The organism is Klebsiella planticola, from assembly GCF_000783935.2.
Classification (GTDB): Bacteria; Pseudomonadota; Gammaproteobacteria; order Enterobacterales; family Enterobacteriaceae; genus Klebsiella; species Klebsiella planticola.
Window position 1 is genome coordinate 203,481 of the sequence record NZ_CP026047.1, and the last position, 19,400, is coordinate 222,880.

The 19,400-nt window shown below is 55.3% G+C and carries 20 protein-coding genes; 3 read left to right on the forward strand and 17 right to left on the reverse strand.

Translation table 11 applies throughout. The features are described from left to right. Positions 1-2 precede the first annotated feature (2 nt). Together MC50_RS00900 and MC50_RS00905 are read left to right on the forward strand one after the other, a co-directional pair. Positions 3-896, forward strand: coding sequence for a TIGR01777 family oxidoreductase (locus MC50_RS00900; protein ID WP_032686641.1), 894 nt, complete (start codon positions 3-5; stop codon positions 894-896). Between the two features lie 336 nt (positions 897-1,232). Beyond that, a complete protein-coding gene (locus MC50_RS00905) occupies positions 1,233-1,730 on the forward strand; it encodes a GNAT family N-acetyltransferase (RefSeq protein ID WP_047663341.1) in 498 nt (165 codons plus the stop codon). Positions 1,731-1,771: 41 nt separating this feature from the next. Here MC50_RS00905 and hisP read toward each other — a convergent pair whose 3' ends face one another. From hisP to pdxB, 15 genes are all read right to left on the reverse strand, one after another. Continuing rightward, positions 1,772-2,545, reverse strand: coding sequence for a histidine ABC transporter ATP-binding protein HisP (gene hisP, locus MC50_RS00910; protein ID WP_102990872.1), 774 nt, complete (start codon positions 2,543-2,545; stop codon positions 1,772-1,774). Between the two features lie 7 nt (positions 2,546-2,552). Further along, a complete protein-coding gene (gene hisM, locus MC50_RS00915; protein ID WP_004865184.1) occupies positions 2,553-3,269 on the reverse strand; it encodes a histidine ABC transporter permease HisM in 717 nt (238 codons plus the stop codon). Then, positions 3,266-3,952, reverse strand: a complete 687-nt coding sequence (locus MC50_RS00920; protein WP_004865186.1) for a histidine ABC transporter permease HisQ — start codon at positions 3,950-3,952, stop codon at positions 3,266-3,268. Before MC50_RS00920 ends, hisM begins: the two co-directional genes overlap by 4 nt. 66 nt (positions 3,953-4,018) lie before the next feature. Beyond that, on the reverse strand, positions 4,019-4,801 hold the full coding sequence (hisJ, locus tag MC50_RS00925) for a histidine ABC transporter substrate-binding protein HisJ (protein WP_004865189.1): 783 nt from the start codon (positions 4,799-4,801) through the stop codon (positions 4,019-4,021). Positions 4,802-5,068: 267 nt separating this feature from the next. Beyond that, complete coding sequence (gene argT / locus MC50_RS00930; RefSeq protein ID WP_004865192.1) at positions 5,069-5,851, reverse strand: lysine/arginine/ornithine ABC transporter substrate-binding protein ArgT; 783 nt, start codon at positions 5,849-5,851, stop codon at positions 5,069-5,071. Positions 5,852-6,124: 273 nt separating this feature from the next. Further along, positions 6,125-6,709 (reverse strand): UbiX family flavin prenyltransferase, encoded by a 585-nt coding sequence (locus MC50_RS00935; protein WP_047665377.1) that lies wholly within the window; start codon positions 6,707-6,709, stop codon positions 6,125-6,127. A gap of 134 nt (positions 6,710-6,843) precedes the next feature. Next, positions 6,844-8,361, reverse strand: coding sequence for an amidophosphoribosyltransferase (gene purF / locus MC50_RS00940; protein WP_032686639.1), 1,518 nt, complete (start codon positions 8,359-8,361; stop codon positions 6,844-6,846). Positions 8,362-8,394: 33 nt separating this feature from the next. After that, positions 8,395-8,883: a colicin V production protein gene (gene cvpA, locus MC50_RS00945; protein ID WP_004865201.1), complete on the reverse strand. Its 489-nt coding sequence runs from the start codon at positions 8,881-8,883 to the stop codon at positions 8,395-8,397. A 198-nt stretch (positions 8,884-9,081) separates the two neighbouring features. Continuing rightward, positions 9,082-9,780: a cell division protein DedD gene (gene dedD / locus MC50_RS00950; protein ID WP_004865204.1), complete on the reverse strand. Its 699-nt coding sequence runs from the start codon at positions 9,778-9,780 to the stop codon at positions 9,082-9,084. Beyond that, positions 9,770-11,038 carry a bifunctional tetrahydrofolate synthase/dihydrofolate synthase gene (gene folC / locus MC50_RS00955; RefSeq protein ID WP_047663342.1) on the reverse strand — a complete coding sequence of 423 codons (1,269 nt, stop codon included), beginning with the start codon at positions 11,036-11,038 and terminating at the stop codon, positions 9,770-9,772. Before folC ends, dedD begins: the two co-directional genes overlap by 11 nt. A gap of 189 nt (positions 11,039-11,227) precedes the next feature. Next, positions 11,228-12,142, reverse strand: coding sequence for an acetyl-CoA carboxylase, carboxyltransferase subunit beta (gene accD, locus MC50_RS00960; RefSeq protein WP_015583770.1), 915 nt, complete (start codon positions 12,140-12,142; stop codon positions 11,228-11,230). Between the two features lie 200 nt (positions 12,143-12,342). Beyond that, on the reverse strand, positions 12,343-13,002 hold the full coding sequence (locus MC50_RS00965) for a DedA family protein (RefSeq protein ID WP_004865212.1): 660 nt from the start codon (positions 13,000-13,002) through the stop codon (positions 12,343-12,345). Positions 13,003-13,151: 149 nt separating this feature from the next. After that, positions 13,152-13,964, reverse strand: a complete 813-nt coding sequence (gene truA / locus MC50_RS00970; protein ID WP_004865214.1) for a tRNA pseudouridine(38-40) synthase TruA — start codon at positions 13,962-13,964, stop codon at positions 13,152-13,154. Continuing rightward, positions 13,964-14,977 carry an aspartate-semialdehyde dehydrogenase gene (locus tag MC50_RS00975; protein ID WP_004865217.1) on the reverse strand — a complete coding sequence of 338 codons (1,014 nt, stop codon included), beginning with the start codon at positions 14,975-14,977 and terminating at the stop codon, positions 13,964-13,966. The genes truA and MC50_RS00975 overlap by 1 nt, the downstream gene beginning before the upstream one ends. Before the next feature lie 62 nt (positions 14,978-15,039). After that, complete coding sequence (gene pdxB, locus MC50_RS00980; protein ID WP_047663343.1) at positions 15,040-16,176, reverse strand: 4-phosphoerythronate dehydrogenase PdxB; 1,137 nt, start codon at positions 16,174-16,176, stop codon at positions 15,040-15,042. Positions 16,177-16,284: 108 nt separating this feature from the next. On the opposite strand from pdxB, the gene flk reads away from it, so the two are divergent. Next, positions 16,285-17,259: a flagella biosynthesis regulator Flk gene (gene flk, locus MC50_RS00985; protein WP_064384691.1), complete on the forward strand. Its 975-nt coding sequence runs from the start codon at positions 16,285-16,287 to the stop codon at positions 17,257-17,259. A gap of 95 nt (positions 17,260-17,354) precedes the next feature. Here the strand turns inward: flk and MC50_RS00990 are convergent, their stop codons facing one another. Together MC50_RS00990 and MC50_RS00995 are read right to left on the reverse strand one after the other, a co-directional pair. Continuing rightward, positions 17,355-19,028, reverse strand: a complete 1,674-nt coding sequence (locus tag MC50_RS00990; RefSeq protein WP_047663345.1) for a carbohydrate porin — start codon at positions 19,026-19,028, stop codon at positions 17,355-17,357. Positions 19,029-19,087: 59 nt separating this feature from the next. After that, a complete protein-coding gene (locus MC50_RS00995; protein WP_032686634.1) occupies positions 19,088-19,399 on the reverse strand; it encodes a PTS lactose/cellobiose transporter subunit IIA in 312 nt (103 codons plus the stop codon). Between the last annotated feature and the right edge of the window lies 1 nt (position 19,400).

Genomic DNA, 19,400 nt, shown 5'->3' on the forward strand with positions numbered 1-19,400 from the left:
CTATGAGGATTCTGCTTACTGGCGGTACCGGCCTGATTGGCCGGCATCTGATCCCCCGGCTGCTGGAGCTTGGGCATCACGTAACGGTATCAACGCGCAGCCCGGAAAAAGCGCAAACCCGGCTGGATGCCCGCGTCACCTTGTGGCGCGGTTTCGAAGGCCATCATCACCTCAATGATATTGATGCCGTCATCAATCTGGCGGGCGAACCTATCGCCGACAAACGCTGGACGACAGAGCAAAAGCAGCGCCTGTGTCACAGCCGCTGGGATATCACTCAAAAGCTGGTGAATCTGTTCAACGCCAGCGATACGCCACCCTCGGTGCTGATCAGCGGTTCTGCCGTAGGCTTTTACGGCGATCTCGGGGAAGTGGTGGTGACCGAAGATGAGCCGCCGCACAATGAGTTCACCCATAAACTCTGCGTCCGCTGGGAGCAGTTGGCCTGCGAGGCGCAAAGCGACCGCACCCGCGTCTGCCTGCTGCGCACCGGCGTGGTGCTGGCGTCGACCGGCGGGATTCTGGCCAAAATGATGCCGCTTTTCAGGCTTGGTCTCGGTGGCCCTATTGGTAACGGCAGGCAGTATCTGGCCTGGATTCATATCGATGATATGGTCAACGGTATTCTGTGGCTGCTGGATAACGATCTCAGCGGGCCTTTCAATATGGTTTCCCCTTATCCGGTCCGCAATGAACAGTTTGCTCATTCTCTCGGGCATGTGCTGAATCGTCCGGCAATTTTCCGCGTACCGGCAACGGCGATTCGCCTGCTGATGGGAGAGTCGTCGGTACTGGTACTCGGCGGGCAGCGGGCGTTGCCCCGGCGCCTGGAGGATGCCGGTTTTGGCTTCCGCTGGTACGATCTGGAAGAAGCGCTAAGAAATATCGTCGGGTAAACGCGGTCCATTTTCCTCCCGGGAGAGTTACCGCTCTGCCGGGAGGGTCCCCGATGGTCCATCGCCAGTGGTACCCGCCTTCATTATCGCGGTGAAGATTATGCCTGCGTCTGCCTGAACCGGCGATCCTATTGGCGATCGATAACCTGAATCTGGCTGTGCGGCTGCGCGCCTCACCGCCTGGCGAAACCTTACCGGGCTAGTTTCACGGGCTCGACGCGCCTTGCCCGACTTCACCTGCTGTCAGGTAATCCACCGCCACGAGCGGTATAAGATCATATTATCCGGTACTTTCTGGTGTTAAGGTGAGCTAACGATCCACCGAACAACCTGCAAATGATGACCTTAACAACCCCCCGACTGCTGCTTTCTCCGTTTACGGAAGCCGACTGGCCGTTTTTCCTCCGCCTGCGTCGCGATCGCGAAGTGATGCGCTTTATGGGCGAAATGCTCGATGAACCCGCGCTGCGCCCCCTGTTTGCTACGCGCTGCACGGATCCCGGCGTGTTTGTGCTACGCGATAGAAAGGGTGAGGCCATCGGTGATATCGGCCTGCGCATCAGCAGTAAAAACCCGCATGAAGCCGATGTCGGATATGCCCTCATCCCGGAGGCACAGGGTCAGGGATATGCCAGTGAAGCGCTGCGGGCGATATGTGATTACGGCTTTAGCCAACTCGGCGTCAATGCCATTAACGCCTGGGTACTGGGTGACAATATCGGGTCGGCGCGTCTGCTGGAAAAGCACGGTTTTGTGCGGATTCAGGTGCTGGAAAAAGCCTATCACCTGAACGGCGTCGATTACGATGACTGGGTATATCGGCTGGAGCGGTAATCTGCTCCCGGCGAGCTGTTTCGCCGGGAGAGACCGCAGGCTTACTTCAAGGAGCCTTTCAGGAACTGCTGCAGGCGGGGGCTTTTCGGATTGCCGAACAGCTCATCCGGATGGCCTTCTTCTTCAATCTTACCCTGGTGCAGGAAAATGACGTGCGACGAGACATGGCGCGCAAAGCCCATTTCATGGGTCACTACCACCATGGTTTTCCCCTCCTCCGCCAGCTTCTGCATGATACGCAGCACTTCCCCTACCAGTTCAGGGTCAAGCGCGGAAGTCGGTTCGTCAAACAGCAGCACATCGGGCTCCATCGCCAGCGCACGCGCAATGGAGACGCGCTGCTGCTGACCGCCGGAGAGATGCACCGGGTATTTGATCAGCTGGCGCTCATCAATGCCCACTTTCGCCAGATATTTCACCGCCCGCTCGCGCGCTTGCTGCTTACTCAGCCCGAGAACCTGAATCGGCGCTTCCATGACGTTTTCCAGCACCGTCATATGGCTCCACAGGTTGAAATGCTGGAACACCATCGTCAGGCGCGTACGCAGCAGACGCAGCTGGTTTTTATCTGCGACCTTCAGCTGACCGTCTTTGTCGCGGACCAGACCAATATTCTGCCCGTTAACCACTATCGTGCCTTCGCTGGGCTTTTCCAGGAAGTTAATGCAGCGCAAAAAGGTACTTTTACCGGAACCCGATGAACCGATAATGCTGATAACGTCCCCGGCTTGCGCCCGTAACGAGACGCCTTTCAGCACCTCATGCTCGCCGTAACGTTTATGGAGATCGATAACATTTAATTTATTGTCGGACATGGCGGTCTCAATGCGTCGAAGAAGGTTTTATATGCTGCAACCAACGCTTTTCCGCCTTGCGGAACAGGCTAATCAGCACATACGAAATAATTAAATAGAGCACCGCGGCAATCCCGAAGGCGGTAAACGGCTGATAGGTCGCCGAGTTAATATCCCTGGCGATTTTCAGCAGATCCGGCACGGTGGCAGTAAAAGCCAGCGCGGTGGAGTGCAGCATCAGAATCACTTCGTTGCTGTACGCTGGCAGCGCGATACGCAGCGCAGACGGCAAAATAATGCAGCGATACATTTTGACCGATGAGAAACCATAGGCCCGCGCCGCTTCAATTTCCCCGGGAGGAACAGAACGGATCGCCCCGGCAAAAATCTCCGTGGTATAGGCGCAGGTATTGAGCGTTAAGGCCAGCACCGTACAGTTGAGGCCGCTGCGGAAAAAGGCGTTCAGCAGCTCGGTGCCTTTGACAATTTCCAGCGTATACATCCCGGAGTAAAACACCAGCAGCTGCACATACAGCGGCGTACCGCGGAACACATAGGTAAACAGCCAGATCGGAAACTGAATGTATTTGTTGCTTGAGACGCGCCCGATAGCAAGAAACACCGCCAGAATGCCGCCCATCACCACCGAGGAAATTAACAACCACAGCGTGATAGCCACCCCGGTAAAACGGTAGCCGTCGGTCCACAGCAGCGATTTCCAGTACTCCTGAATAATCTCAATCACAGGTCAGCCCTCTTCACGCCCACGGAGTAACGGCGTTCAAGCAGCAGCAGTACACCATTGGAGACGGTTGTAAACACGAGATAAACCAGGCCGCAGACAATCGCAAAGTAGAACGGCTGCCAGGTGCTTTTCCCTGCCAGCTGGGTGGCTTTGACCACATCCTCCAGCCCCAGCAGAGAGACCAACGCCGTTGCCTTGAGGATAACCTGCCAGTTGTTGCCAATTCCCGGTAATGCATAGCGCATCATTGCCGGAAAGAGGATCCGCCGGAAGGTCTGGCCGTTGCTGAAGCCAAAGGCCGTCGCCGCTTCGATGTGACCTTTCGGAACCGCCATAAAAGCGCCGCGGAAGGTTTCAGTAAAATAGGCGCCGTAGATAAAGCCCAGCGTAATAATCCCCGCGATCATCGGGTCAATATCAAACTGCGATAGTCCCAGTGCGTCGGTGAGCGTATTCAGCGCAATCTGCAGACCGTAGAAAATCAGTAGCATCAGCACCAGATCGGGCACGCCGCGAATTAACGTGGTGTAGCCTTCAAATACCAGCGCCAGCGGTCGATTGCTCGATAGCTTAGCTCCGGCACCCGCCAGACCAATGAGGACCGCCAGCACAACCGAACTAAGAGCCAGCTCCAGCGTGACCAGAGCGCCCTGTAAAATAACCTGTGAAAACCCGTACAGCATGCTGTCTGCCCTGTCTGTCATCGACCATCGCGCGCCAACATGCGCGCGATGGGGTACGTATGATGCTTAGTCACCGTACACGTTAAAATCGAAATATTTTTTTGCCAGCTTGTCGTAGGTGCCATCTTTGCGCATATCCGCGAAGGCTTTATTTAACGCCTCACGCAGCTCGTTGTCCTCTTTACGCAGGCCCATGCCGGTACCGACGCCAAACAGTTTTTCATCCTTAATCGACGGGCCGCCAAACTGGTAATCTTTGCCAACAGGCTGTTTGAGGAAGCCTTCGCTCGCGGCGACTTCATCCTGGAACGCCGCGTCGATACGCCCGGCGGTCAGGTCGGAATAGATATTGTCCTGGCCCTGGTAGGAGACAATTTCAATGCCTTTCGGTGCCCAGTGCTCATTACCGTAGGTCTCCTGGGTGGTCCCCTGAAGCACACCGATCCGCTTGCCTTTCAGTCTGGCGAGATCCGGCGTGATATCACTGCCTTTTTTCACGACCAGACGGGAATCCGCAGCGTAAAGTTTGTCGGTGAAAGCAATTTCCTGCTGACGTTTTTCGGTAATGGACAACGAAGACATAATCGCATCGATTTTCTTCGCTTTTAAAGAAGGGATCAGCGCATCCAGCGGGTTTTCAACGAAGGTACATTGCGTATTGATACGCTTACACAGCTCTTTTGCCAAATCGATGTCAAAACCAATCAACTGACCCTGCGCATTTTTCGATTCGAACGGGGCATAAGTTGGATCGGTACCGATACGTAGTTTTTGCGGAATGGCTGCGAATACCGTGCTAACGCTGGAAAGGGCCAGCGCTAAAGAAAGAGACAACGCCAGTTTTTTCATAACTATCCTCAACAGACTGTCATTCTAACGAGTTTATTAGAAGTACTTACGCCAGTTATCGTGCCATTATTCGCCCCGGTAAGGCAAAGCATTCTGCGCCCGGAAGCCAATTATTTCGCATCATAAACGCTTAACTATGCACTAAGCACGCGACAAAACCGCCTTTTATGCACCAAATCGGAACACCGCAGGTAAATTTGCACCAAATTAGTGCAATCGTGGACATGCGAAATCCCTCAGGCCCGGTTTCCCGGGCCAGCGGCGTGTTTAGTCACCGTAGACGTTGAAGTTGAAGTATTTCTTCGCCATTTTGTCGTAGGTTCCGTCTTTACGCATTTCAGCCAACGCACTGTCGAAAGCGGCTTTCAGCTCGCCATCGGTTTTACGCAGGCCAATGCCGGTACCATCACCGAAGAATTTTTTATCTTTGACAGAGGGACCGGCAAAGGCGAAATCTTTACCGGCAGGTTGTTTGAGGAAGCCTTCGCTGGCGGCGACTTCATCCTGCAGCGCAGCGTCAAGTCGGCCGGCAGCAAGGTCGGAATAGATCAGATCCTGGTTCTGGTAGGCAACGACATCCACGCCCTGGCTACGCCAGCGCTCATTGCCGTACGCTTCCTGAGTGGAACCCTGTAGTACCCCGACGTGTTTGCCCTTCAGGGATTCCAGCGTCGGCTGGATTGATGAGCCTTTTGGCGCAATCAGACGGGAGTCAGCGGCATACAGTTTGTCAGAGAAGGCAATCTCCTGCTGCCGTTTTTCAGTAATCGATAAGGAAGAGATAATGGCGTCAATTTTCTTCGCCTTCAGCGAGGGAATCAATGAATCAAAGTCGCTCCCCACCCAGGTACATTTTACTTTGATACGCGAACACAGCTCATTGCCCAAATCGATATCAAAACCCACGAAATCCCCTTTCGCATCTTTCGAGGAGAAAGGCGCGTAGGTGGCATCGGTACCGATACGAATGCTTTGCGGAAGCGCGGCAAAAACGCTGGAAGCGCTGCTGATTCCCATGATTAAAGAGAGGGCCAGGATCGTCTTCTTCATACAATACCCTTAAGTGTCGTGATGTTGTTATATGGTGCGTTGTTTCGTTATGTGTAGCCGACTCATCCTGCAGGTTTTATGCCATCTTCTCAGTGCGTGCTGGAAACAGCGTTAAATTTGTTAATATAAAGTTGCAGGATTGTCTTAAGAGGGAAGATAACAGCATTGACGGACAAACCGCAGTGGCCGAACGCAAAAAAACAAATTAAATGTTGAGGATTTGATCGAGGCGACAAAATTGCACTGCGGAGGCGCAAAAGTTCACGGTACGCACTACTTTAGTGCGTCCGAAGGTCCCTGCCAACGGGTAAACAGATCCTGCGGGAGGGTAATATCGAACTGATCGATAACCCGGTTGACGGTCTGATTAATCACATCATCGAGGGTTTGCGGGCGATGGTAGAAGGCCGGAACCGGCGGCATAATCACCGCTCCCATCTCTGCCGCCTGCACCATCAGGCGCAGATGCCCGAGATGGAACGGCGTTTCCCGCACGCACAGTACCAGCGGACGACGCTCTTTGAGGACCACGTCCGCCGCGCGGGTCAGCAGACCATCGGTATAGCTGTGAACAATGCCAGAAAGCGTTTTCACCGAGCAAGGCAGAATCACCATTCCGGCCGTCTTGAACGACCCCGACGAGATACTGGCGGCGATATCGCGCGCATCATGGACCACATCCGCCAGCGCCTGCACTTCCCGCAGAGAGTACTCGGTCTCCAGCGCCAGCGTCTGCCGCGCTGCCTGGCTCATGATCAGATGCGTTTCGACATCAGGCACATCGCGTAAAATCTGAAGCAGTCGCACACCGTAAATGGCGCCGCTGGCGCCAGAGATACCAATAATAAGTCGTTTCACGATGATGCCCTCTTCCACATAATGGGGCAGACTTTGCCGGATTATAGCAGCGGACGCAAGCCTTGCGGCCACGCGTTAAGAACACAAAAGCCCGCGGTCATATGACGGCGGGCTTTTCACAACGCCAGGGTCAATTAGCCTTCGTTATGCATCTCTAAATTTTCCACTTCGTTCAGACGCTGCACCGCTTTCGCATCGTCATTACGTAAGGAATCGAGATAATCGAGGTACTGCTGGTCCACATCCTTAGTGACGTACACGCCGTTAAATACCGAACATTCAAACTGTTGAATATCCGGATTTTCCACACGTACGGCATCAATCAGATCGTTCAGATCCTGGAAGATAAGACCATCAGCGCCAATGATCTGGCGGATTTCGTCCACTTCGCGACCGTGGGCGATAAGCTCGGTAGCCGTCGGCATATCAATGCCGTAAACGTTCGGGAAACGAATCTCTGGCGCCGCGGAAGCCAGATAGACTTTTTTCGCGCCGGCTTCGCGCGCCATCTCGATAATCTGCTCCGAGGTGGTGCCACGCACGATGGAGTCATCCACCAGCAGGACGTTTTTATCCCGGAATTCTGCGCGGTTAGCATTGAGCTTACGGCGTACGGATTTCCGGCGCAGCTGCTGACCTGGCATGATAAAGGTGCGGCCAACGTAGCGGTTTTTCACGAAGCCCTGGCGATAGGGTTTATCGAGGATTCGGGCGATTTCCAGCGCAATATCGCAGGAGGTTTCCGGAATCGGAATGACCACGTCGATGTCCAGATCTTCCCACTCGCGAGCGATCTTCTCACCCAGTTTGGTGCCCATATTGACGCGCGCGCTGTAGACGGAAATTTTGTCGATAAACGAGTCCGGGCGAGCAAAATAGACGTACTCAAAGAGGCACGGGTTGCTGACCGGATTCTCGGCGCACTGACGGGTAAACAGCTGGCCCTTCTCGGTAATATAGACCGCTTCACCCGGCGCCACATCGCGCAGGAATTCGAAGCCCAGGGTATCCAGCGCCACGCTTTCGGAGGCCACCATATACTCGGTACGACCATCGCCAACATCACGTTTCCCCAACACCAGAGGGCGGATGCCGTTCGGATCGCGGAACGCGACCATACCGTGACCGATAATCATCGCCACGCAGGCGTAGGCGCCGCGGATCTGACGGTTGGTGGCGGCAATCGCGGCAAAAATGTTATCCGCTTCCAGTGGGTAATGACGGAAGTTATCCAGCTCGCTGGCGAAGATGTTGAGCAGGATTTCAGAATCGGAGGTGGTGTTGATATGGCGGCGTTTTTCTTCAAACAGCTTCTTGCGCAGCTCGTGCGCGTTGGTCAGATTGCCGTTATGCGCCAACGTAATACCATACGGTGAGTTGACATAGAAAGGCTGCGCTTCGGAGGCACTTGAGCTGCCCGCCGTAGGATAGCGAACATGGCCAATCCCCATATTGCCCTGCATACGCTGCATGTGGCGAGCTTCAAAAACGTCGCTCACCAGTCCGTTCGCCTTACGCAAACGGAAACAGTTATTTGCATCAATAGTGATGATGCCTGCGGCATCCTGGCCACGATGCTGAAGCACCGTTAACGCGTCATAAATCGACTGGTTTACCGGCATAACACCGGCGATACCGACAATACCGCACATACGTCTTTTCCTCGTTCAGCCACATCCCAACGCTTATGCTTTGGGCAAGAAACTTGACGAGCTTTGCAGATAGTCAAAAAACCATCTGATAACGAAACTGAACTGCGGGATAAGCTCTGACTTTTGCCAGTCTTCGCTTTTCGCCATACCGGTAAAGCTATCGAGAAAGAACAGAATCGCAGAGACAATCAGCACGCCACGCAGGGCGCCAAAACAGATCCCTAACACCCTGTCGGTACCCGACAGGCCCGTTTTCTCAACCAGTGCGCCAATCACATAGTTAACGATGGCGCCAACGATAAGCGTTGCGATAAACAGTATCGCGATAGCAATCCCATTGCGGACCATTTCGTCTTCAAAGCCCGTGAACCAGACAGCCAGGTAAGTGTAGTAATGACTGGCGACAAAGAAAGCACATCCCCAGGTTACCAGCGATAACGCTTCACGAACAAAGCCGCGGATCAGGCTTACCAGACAGGAAAAACCAATCACCGCTATAATGACGTAATCAATCCAGACCATAAACATCCCACGATTTACGCCCTGTCGTCCGGTTCGGGGCGCATTCTAACAGAAAAAGAAAACGTTTGCGTAGGGATTTCCGTGCCCTACAGAAATAAAAATGGCGCTGAAAAAACATTCAACGCCATGCTGCCTTGCGCCTCCTGAAAGCGCGTCAGACAGGAGCTTCGCCCCTCATCAGCGCGGCAAGGGGCAAGATTAGTTGGGGCTATATCCCATGACCACACCGCTCAGGCCGGAGATCTGTTTCAGGTCGCCAAGCTGCCCTTTCAGTTTATCTTTTGAGGTATCGGGACCGACCAGAATACGGGTAATTTTACCCTGAACCGGCGTCGAAGGCGACGTGTAGACCTTAAACCCGGAGGAACGCAGCTTACCGACGATTTCGTTGACCTTATCCGCATTCTTCAACGCACCGAGCTGTACCACATAGGCTTTGCCGGTCGGAGCAGGTATCTCTGCCGGTTTCGCCGGCGGCGTCTGGGCAACGGTTTGTTGCTGCGGCTGCGGCTTCTCAACCGGCTTCGGCGGCTGAGGCTGCGGTTTAGGCTGAGGCTGCGGTTTGGGCTGCGGCTTCGGCGCGACCACCGGCTCCTGCACATCATCGAAACTGTTGCTGTTAACCGGAATACGCGACGGATCCAATGACGGCGCAGCGGCGTCACCCGCTCTGACCTCTTCCGCCGCCCCTTCCGGCGGTTGGGCCGGAAGGGCCTGAGTCGCCGCCGGAAGCATATCCGGCTCATCGCGATCGCCCGGTTTTGGCACCAGTGGAATTGCCGCGAACTCGTCCTGATAATGCTTTTTCTGACCGTCAAGCAGTCCCGGGAGGATAATCACCCCCAGCGCTACCAGTACAATCGTCCCGACTAAACGGTTCTGAAACTTACTCGCCACCGATTCTCCCCGCCTCTATTTCTTCCATTACATGCGCCACCGTATGGAATGAACCACACACCAGCACCGTATCTTCCGGTCTGGCATCGGCCATCGCCGCATGCCAGGCCTGAGCCACGTTGGCGTAAGCTTTTCCTGCGTGCAAATGCTCCTGCAGCTGTTGCGCCGTTGCACCGCGCGGCCCCTCCAGAGGCGCACAGTACCAGCTATCCACTTCCGCCGTCAGGTTTGCCAGCGTGCCGGCAATATCCTTATCATGCAGCATACCAACAACCGCCAGCACGCGCCCCGTTTTCGACAGGCTTTTGAGACGTCCGGCGAGCCAGGCTGCCGCATGGGGGTTATGCGCCACATCGAGAATAACGCGCGGCGTTTCGCTGATTATCTGAAAACGCCCCGGCAGCATGGCCTGTTTAATACCGTCGCGAATCGCCCGATCGCTCACCTGAAGTCGGCTGGCTCGCAGCGCCGCCAGCGCCGTTGCGGCATTCGGCAGCGGAATCTGAGGCAACGGTAAATCTGCCAGCGTCCCCTCCCCGTCACTGAATGACCACGTCTGCGCACCGGCGGCATAGCGCCAGTCGACATCGCGACGCAGAAGCGTTGCGCCTTTCCCGGCGGCTACCTCTGCGATGGTATGGGGCATCTCCGGTTCGCCAACGACGGCCGGTTTACCGGCACGGAAAATACCGGCCTTCTCGCGGCCAATGCTTTCCCGATCCGGCCCCAGCCAGTCAGTATGATCCAGGGCGATGCTGGTTACCACCGCCACATCCGCATCAACGATATTGGTGGCATCAAGACGCCCGCCGAGACCAACCTCAAGGATCACCACGTCGAGCTGCGCCTGCTTAAACAACCACAGTGCAGAGAGCGTACCAAACTCGAAATAGCTCAGGGAAATCTCACCGCGCGCGGCTTCAATTTCAGCAAAAGAGGCGGTATGCGCCGCTTCCGGCAGCTCCGCGCCCTGTACTCGCACGCGCTCGGTATAGCGCACCAGATGCGGTGAACTGTAAACCCCCACCTTGTAGCCCGCCGCCATCAGCACAGACTCCAGCGTGCGGCAGGTGGTTCCTTTACCGTTGGTTCCCGCCACCGTAAAGACGAACGGCGCCGGCTTTAACACCGCCATTCGTTCGGCGACTTCGCTCACGCGGGTCAGCCCCAGATCGATGGTTTTACTGTGCAGATGCTCCAGATAGGAAAGCCACGTAGCCAGGGGCGACGTGGCCTGAGGAATAGGTTCTTTTTCCATGATGTCCGCGAGTGTTAACGGTAAATACGCTTCATCCTTCAAACTGCCTCTTGCCGGCAGCGCTCGTCACCCACGCTGTCCACTGGACCGGGCCCTGACGGGGCTTTAGCCTTTCCGCCGCGCCGCAGTTTGAATGATGGCGCATAGAATTAAAAAAGGGCAGCGCCGTCAGGCCTGCCCTCCGAATTATCAGGCCTCTGGTTCCTGATCCGGTGCCGGTGGCACCACCTCACCTTCGTGAGAGACGTCCTGGCTGGGCGCCGGAAGATTCATCAGCTTCGCCAGAATGCTGGCCAGCTTCAGACGCATTTCCGGGCGACGAACGATCATATCGATCGCCCCTTTTTCAATCAGGAACTCACTGCGCTGGAAGCCCGGCGGCAGTTTCTCACGTACGGTCTGCTCGATAACGCGAGGACCCGCGAAGCCGATCAGCGCTTTCGGTTCCGCAATGTTAAGATCGCCCAGCATGGCGAAGCTCGCCGATACGCCGCCCATGGTCGGGTCGGTCAGTACGGAGATATACGGTAAACCACGCTCCTGCATTTTCGCCAGCGCGGCTGACGTTTTCGCCATCTGCATCAGCGACATCAGCGCTTCCTGCATACGCGCGCCGCCGGAAGCGGAGAAGCAAATCAGCGGGCAATTATCTTCCAGCGCCTGTTCTACCGCGCGCACGAAGCGAGCGCCAACAACCGAGCCCATCGAGCCGCCCATAAAGGAGAATTCGAATGCTGCTGCGACAACCGGCATCTCGTGCAGAGTGCCCTTCATGACCACCAGCGCATCTTTTTCACCGGTCTCTTTTTGCGCGGACGCCAGACGGTCTTTGTATTTTTTCGAATCGCGGAACTTCAGCACATCTTTCGGCTCGAGCTCGCTTCCCAGCTCCACCAGGGAACCTTCGTCCAACAGGCTATGCAGGCGATTACGCGCCGACATACGCATGTGGTGATCGCACTTAGGGCAAACCTCCAGGTTGCGCTCCAGCTCCGCGCGGTACAGAACCTGCCCGCAGCTGTCACACTTGGTCCATACACCCTCAGGAATGCTTGCCTTGCGGGTGGGAGTGATATTGCTTTTAATTCGTTCAATCCAGCTCATTGATAACCTTTCTGCCTGAACCTGGTCGATGCCAGTTTTGTCGTAAGGGGCGCATAATGCCATTTTTGACCCTTACAGACCATGAATGTTGCACATTAAATCATAACATCCCGTAACATGGGATAAAAAAGTGGTCGTACCGCTCACACTTCCCTCTTCGGGCAGCACGCTGCTGCCCGAAGCAGATAAAAGCAGGAGGGTTATTTGGTCTGCTTCGCCGCCGCGCGCTTGTGGCGAATAATTTCAATGACCCCAGGCAGCACCGACAGCACAATAATGGCGACAATCAGCAGCTTCAGGTTTTCCTGAACGATCGGCAAATCGCCAAACAGGTAGCCTGCGTAGGTAAACAGCAGAACCCACAGCAGCGCACCAACCACGTTATACGCTGCAAAATGACGATAGGACATATGGCCCATTCCCGCCACAAACGGCGCGAAGGTTCTGACGATCGGCACAAAACGCGCAAGAATAATCGTTTTACCGCCGTGACGCTCATAGAACGAATGGGTTTTATCCAGGTAGCTACGACGGAAAATCTTCGAATCAGGGTTACTGAAGAGCTTTTCGCCAAACAGCCGTCCGATAGTGTAGTTCAGCGCATCGCCGACAATGGCCGCAATGACCATCAATGCCACCATCAGATGCACGTTCAGATCGTTCGTCGGCAGCGCCGACAGCGCGCCGGCCACGAACAGCAGCGAATCGCCGGGCAGGAATGGCGTCACCACCAGACCCGTTTCGCAGAACAGAATCAAAAACAGAATGGCGTATACCCAGACGCCATAGTTGGCCACCAGCTCAGCCAGATGAACATCAATATGCAGGATGAAATCAATTAAAAAGCGAATCAGGTCCATATTGTATGAGTCCTTAATGACACGACACAAAATCGGCCAGGATACCGTGCGACAACAAACCGGTCGTTTCCGGTCGCAGAAAGAATTCCCCGACCGGAACGCTCAGATGCAGCCAGCAAGCAGGCAGCCTGAAGGATAAAGCGTTAATGTTAGTCCGCCAGAAACAGCGGGCCCATCGGCATCACCGGCAGATCGTAGCGGGCCGGATAATCCACCGACACCAGATACAACCCTTCTGCTTTTGCCGTCGCGGCGGCCAGCTTCCTGTCTTTCGCCGCCAGAAGTTCTGCTATCCAGCTCTCTGGCTGGTTCCCGGCCCCCACTTCCATCAGGCTGCCGACAATGTTCCTTACCATATGATGTACAAAGGCATTCGCTTTGATATCTACCACCACATACGCGCCATACCGCGTGACGCTAATATGGTTAATATTCCGCCACGGCGTGCGCGACTGGCACTGCACCGCGCGAAATGAGGTGAAATCATTTTCACCCAGCAAACACTGGGCGGCGCGCTGCATCCGCTCCGCATCCAGAGGCTGATGATAATGGGTGACCCCCTGGCTTAACACCGCCGGACGCAGGCGGTGATTATAGATGACGTAACGGTAGCGACGCGCGGTAGCGCTGAAGCGAGCGTGGAAATCATCCGGTACATGCTTCACCCAACGGACGGCGATGTCTCCAGGCAAATTCGCATTAACCCCCAGCGTCCAGGCCGCGTCTTTGCGCAGCGCATGGGTCTCAAAATGCACAACCTGGCCGGTGCCATGAACACCGGCGTCGGTGCGACCAGCGCAGAACACGGTAATCGGTTCATTCGCCACCTGCGAGAGCGCCTTTTCCAGCTTCTCCTGCACGCTGCGAACTTCGTTTTGCCGCTGCCAGCCGTAATATTTGCTGCCGTCGTACTCGATGCCCAGCGCGATTTTATAGACCGGCTGCTGCTCCATCTCAGACATCAGTACAGATACTCCTGCACCAGTTTCTCGGCGATTTTCACCGCCATCAGCGCGCCGCCGAAGCGCACGTTATCGGCAACGGACCAGAACTGAATCTGTTCCGGCATCCCGTAATCATTGCGTACGCAGCCGACGGAGAGTTGCGCGGTACCTGAAGCATCGCCGACCTGAGTCGGAAATTCGCGCTCGGCGGAGAGCTCAATATCTTCGCCGCGAGCGAAGGCATCACGCGCCTCTTCTGCCGCCAGCGGACGCATTGCTTCGAAGTTCACCATCTGCGCATGACCGTAGAACACCGGCGACTGCACGACGCTGGCGGAAACCATCAATCCTTCATCCTGGAGGATCTTGCGAACTTCATCGACAATACGGCGCTCTTCGCGCACGCTGCCCTCACGATCCGGCAGCAGCGGCAGCATGTTAAACGCCAGCTGACGGCCAAAGAAATCTTCATCATCGATGGGCATACCGTTGAGCAGCTTCGCGCTCTGACCTGCCAGCGCATCAACGGCTTTTTTACCGTATGCGGAAGCGGAGATCAGGCTGGTCACGCTGATACGCGACAGGCCGCCTTCATCGATCAGCGGTTTCAGCGCCGTCAGCAGCTGGCTGGTCAGGCTGTTGGCGACGGCGATGACGTTGCGATTGCGGTAATCGGCCAGTACAAACGGGTTCACTTCCGGCACAACCAGCGGTACGTCCGGCTCCAGCGCAAACAGACCGCTGAGATCGATAACCAGACAACCGGCATTGGTCGCCTCATCAACATAGGCCGCACTCGCTTCAACGCCGGCGGCAAAAAAGGCCAGCTGTACCTGGGTCCAGTCAAATACGGCAGCATCCTGCACGATCACTGACTTACCGCTAAAACGCAGATGCTCTCCCGCGCTCTCATTGCGCGCCAGCGCATAGATATCACCCACCGGGAACTGACGTTCAGCAAGGGTGTCGAGCAGGGCTTCGCCGACGGCGCCCGTTGCGCCCAGTACGGCAATATTCCAGCCTTCAGACATGGTGGTTTACTCCAGAGAAAAGCGACCCTGCCGGAGTATCCAACAGGGTCATTAAGAAGACATTAACGAATGGGGTGATGTACGGCATTAAAACCGAGCTGACGCAGCAGCGTCGCCGCCTGCACATCGCTGCACTGCACGTACAGTGATGACCATTCACGGCGTTCCTGATAATTCTTGCGCAGCTTATCAAATTCACCCGGCACGCCGGCCACTTTTCGCAGCGGCGCATCATCGCGGCGCACATCATACACCAAATGCACCAATCGTTTCAGCGTTGGCTGATCGAGCGCGCCGTGCAGGGTAATGCGACCAAACTCCGGGGCTGGCAGCAACGTGTCCAGCGCTACCTGTTGCGGATGGCCGATAAAGGCGCTGTAGGCTTCAAAAACCTGCGTCGTCCCGCGCGCTTTCCCTTCGAGGGTGTAGCCTGCAATGTGCGCAGTGCCAATATCGACGCGATCCAGCAGCGCAAGGTTCAAATCCGGCTCAGGTTCCCAGACATCAAGCACGACGCTCAACGCCTGCCCGCTTTGCAGGCAGGCCAGCAGCGCAGCGTTATCCACCACCGGTCCGCGGCAGGCATTGATCAGCACGCTTCCCGGTTTCAGACGGCGAATCAGCGCCTCATCGGCCAGATGCAGGGTTGAGTAACGACCTTCTTTATATAAAGGGGTGTGGAACGTCAGAACGTCCGCTTCCTCTACCAGCTCATCCAGGGTGCGGAAGTCGCCTTCATCTCCCCGATCGGCACGCGGCGGATCGCACAACAGCGTTTTGATCCCCAGCGCTTCCAGACGCTTTTGCAGGCGCCCACCGACGTTGCCGACGCCGACGATCCCGACGGTACGATCGGTCAGCGCGAAACCGTCGCGCTCAGCCAGCATCAGCAGCGCCGAGAAAACATATTCTACGACCGCGATCGCGTTGCAACCCGGCGCGGCAGAAAAGCCAATTCCGGCCTGCTGCAGCCACGTCCGATCGACATGATCGGTACCGGCTGTCGCGGTGCCCACGAATTTAATTGCTTTTCCGGCGAGCAGCGCTTCATTGACTTTGGTGACCGAGCGAACCATCAACGCATCGGCGCCGGTCAACGCATCGACGGGGACCGGACGGCCGGGGACCGCCTCGACTTCGCCCAGGCGACTAAAAAGCTCGCGGGCATAGGGCATATTTTCATCAACGAGGATTTTCACGGTTCAGTACCTGTCTGAGAACGAGAGTAAACCGGGGAAGTGTGCCATAATCTCGCCGCCAGGAACATCATCACCGGGCCTCTGTACAGCAATACGGAAAGGATTAATATGACACAACCCGTTTCAGGTATGTCCGATCGTCCCCCGGGGACCGGCGCTTCCGTCGCCGGAGAGCCCGCGCTAACCATGCAACAACGTACCGTTCTCGAGCGACTGATTACGCGCCTGGTGGCGTTAACCTCGCAGCAGAACGCGGAAGTGTGGGCGGGAATCAAGCACGATCTGGGGCTCAAAGGCGATGCGCCGCTGCTGGCTTGCCACTTTAGCGCTGCCGAAAACAACCTGAATCAACGCTTAACCGTGGCGCAGCAAAACCACCATCAGCGCCAGATTCTGGCGCAGTTGAGCGAGTTGCTGAGTCAGGGGAACAACCGTCAGGCAGTGAGCGACTATATCCGCCAGCATTATGGGCAAACGACGCTGCACGCGCTGACGCAGGAGCAGCTGCAAAATGTGCTGCAGCTCCTGCAAAACGGCCAGCTGTCGATCCCTCAGCCGCAGCAGCGCCAGCCGACTCTGCGTCCGCTATTGCCCGCGGAGCACAATACGCTGAATCAGCAGGTGAGCAGGCTTGCCGCGGCGACCGGCGAACCCGGCAAACTTATCTGGCAGTCAATGCTGGAGCTGTGCGGTGTGAAAACCGGTGAACTGATTCCGGCCACCCATTTCACCCCCCTCTCCTACTGGCTGCATGCGCGGCAGACGCTGAGCGCGCAGGCCGCTCCGACGCTCACCTCGCTACAGGCGGCGCTGAAGCAGCCGCTGGAAGCTCAGGAGTGGCAAAAGATCGTCGATTTTGCCCAGCACAGCTGGCACGTCACGCCGCAAACGGCGTTGAGCGCAACGCAGATTCTGACGCTACTGAATAAGGTCTTTGTGCTTCGTGTCGCCCGGGCGCAAGAAACGCTGGCTATTCCCGCGCTGCCACCGGAACCCGCTTCGCTCGCCGGGAGGCTCAAAAAGCCGGGAGTGATTATTGTGGTGTTGATACTGCTTATCGCTCTGCTCTGGCTGGTGATGTAATTCCGCGTAGCTCGCGGTCAGACAAGGTATCGTTGGCGATTATCTTTTTACTCAAACGCCCGCATGATGCGGGCGTTGATGTCTTGATGAGGCAATTACCACCACACCTCGGCCTGCACGCCCAGCATCAATTCATCCTTACTGTCGTCGTTGAACCGATACTGTGACAGGTCGTTATCCAGAATATTGATATAGGTTCCGTAGAAACGAATTTCCGGTCGCGAACCTAACAGACTCGGCCCGACTTTCAGCGCATGATAGAGCGTCGTTTTATATGCCGATTCTTTCAAATCTCTGCCTTGCTCCGTTTTGTTTTTCTGCGCAAACCAGCCTAACTCCACCCCGGTCTGATTCCAGGTATCCCAAATCCATGCCGGACGAATCACCGCGCGGAAGCTGTCAAAATCACTATGCGCGCCGCTTTCGTAACTGTAGATATCGTTCCCGTGCGACCAGACCAGCGCATTAGCCATAATCACGCGATCGGCCAGGTACATTTCGCCCTGTGAAATCAAACGTAAAGCGACACCGTTAGTATGATCGCCATAGTAGTAGCGCCCGTGGGCCATGGAGTTACTGGCACCGGAGAAGTTCGAGAAGCTGCTGGCATAAGAGTTATTCGCCACCTGGAGCGTAAATTCATTAAAGCCCTTACGCTCTAGCTCCTGACGGATGATCCCGGTGGCCATCCAGCTATCCTTGAGCCTAAAGAAGCTATTGTTATCCTCGTTTTTCTCCTGTTCATCATTCTTGTTTGCAAAAGCATATTTGCCCATCAACGACAGCGAGCCGTTGTTCCACAGCGGAATATTGCGGTAGCGCAGATCCAGCGAATTGGTGTTCATTTGTGTGGTCTGCGTGAAATCACGCGAATAAACATCCACATCATTGCGACTGAGAGAAGCGTCAAGCTGCCCGACGCCCAGCGCCCAGTTCTGGATCCCGACACCGGCTGCAACATCGGTGGTCAACGATTTCCAGTCAAGCATCTGGATCTCATATTCCGGCAGTTTGTGTTTACCTACCCAGAAATCAGCCTCCGGCGCAAACGGCAGGAATCCTTTGGTGGTGAGATAGATATCGCTGAACTGAAGAATATTCTCGTTATTGGTGTCGCCAAACCAGGCATCGTTATACTGCTCACCAACATTACCATCGTAGGTCACGACGGCATTGGCGGTTTTCCCATCCTGGTTATAAACCCGCTGATTTAAGGTCAGATCAAACCAGCCGCTCATTTCATTACCAAAGCGGCCCAGCGAACCCGCTGCATAGGTCTGCGACGACCCGTGATTTGAGGTGCCCCAGCCGGAACGTAGATATCCCTGATAGCTGAAACCAATATCCTCTTTGACGAATTTGCTGAGATCTTTCATGGTCACGCTCTCAACTTTCGCCTTCTTACCGTCGGTATTAATGACCGCCACCTGCTGTGTCGCTTTGACTTCTGCCGGCGCCGCCCGTTGGCTGATTTCATTATTTTCATTGGCGATATTTTCTGCCGCCGGAGAGGTCGCCGTCGGGTAACCCGCGGTGACATTTCTTTTCTCATTTTCTTTTATACTTTTTTGTAACACGGCCACTTTATCTTTATACGTCGATAATTGTGATTGCGTTTTTTGCAATTCTTTTTTATTGGCTGATAATTCTGATTCCAGCAATTCAAGACGTTGTTCAATAGTTAATTTCGCCGCTAAAACAGAGGGTGACGAAATAGCCAGAAGTACCGATAAAGACAATAAGCTAACCTTCAATTGACTTGAATACATAGAGTACCTTTCATATTTTTATAATACGCCTTCAGCCGGATGGCTGAAGGCAGAGAAAGTCAGGCAGTGAGTTCTTGTCGCAACGCAATAATTTCTTTAGCTAAATCCTGGCACAGCATCGCGGTCATTAAATGGTCCTGCGCGTGAACCAGAATAAGATTGACGGTAATTTTCCCGCAGCCTTCATCCAGACCAATCAGCGCCGTTTGTATCTTGTGCGCCTCCCGGCAGGCCATTTCTGAACTGGCCATTAGCTTCTCAGCGGTCCCCCATTCCCGGCGGCGTGAGGCGGCGATGGCCTCCATGGCATCCGAGCGGGCCTGTCCGGCATGGATAAGCAGTTCCATCACCGTGCTTTCATCAGCAAACATA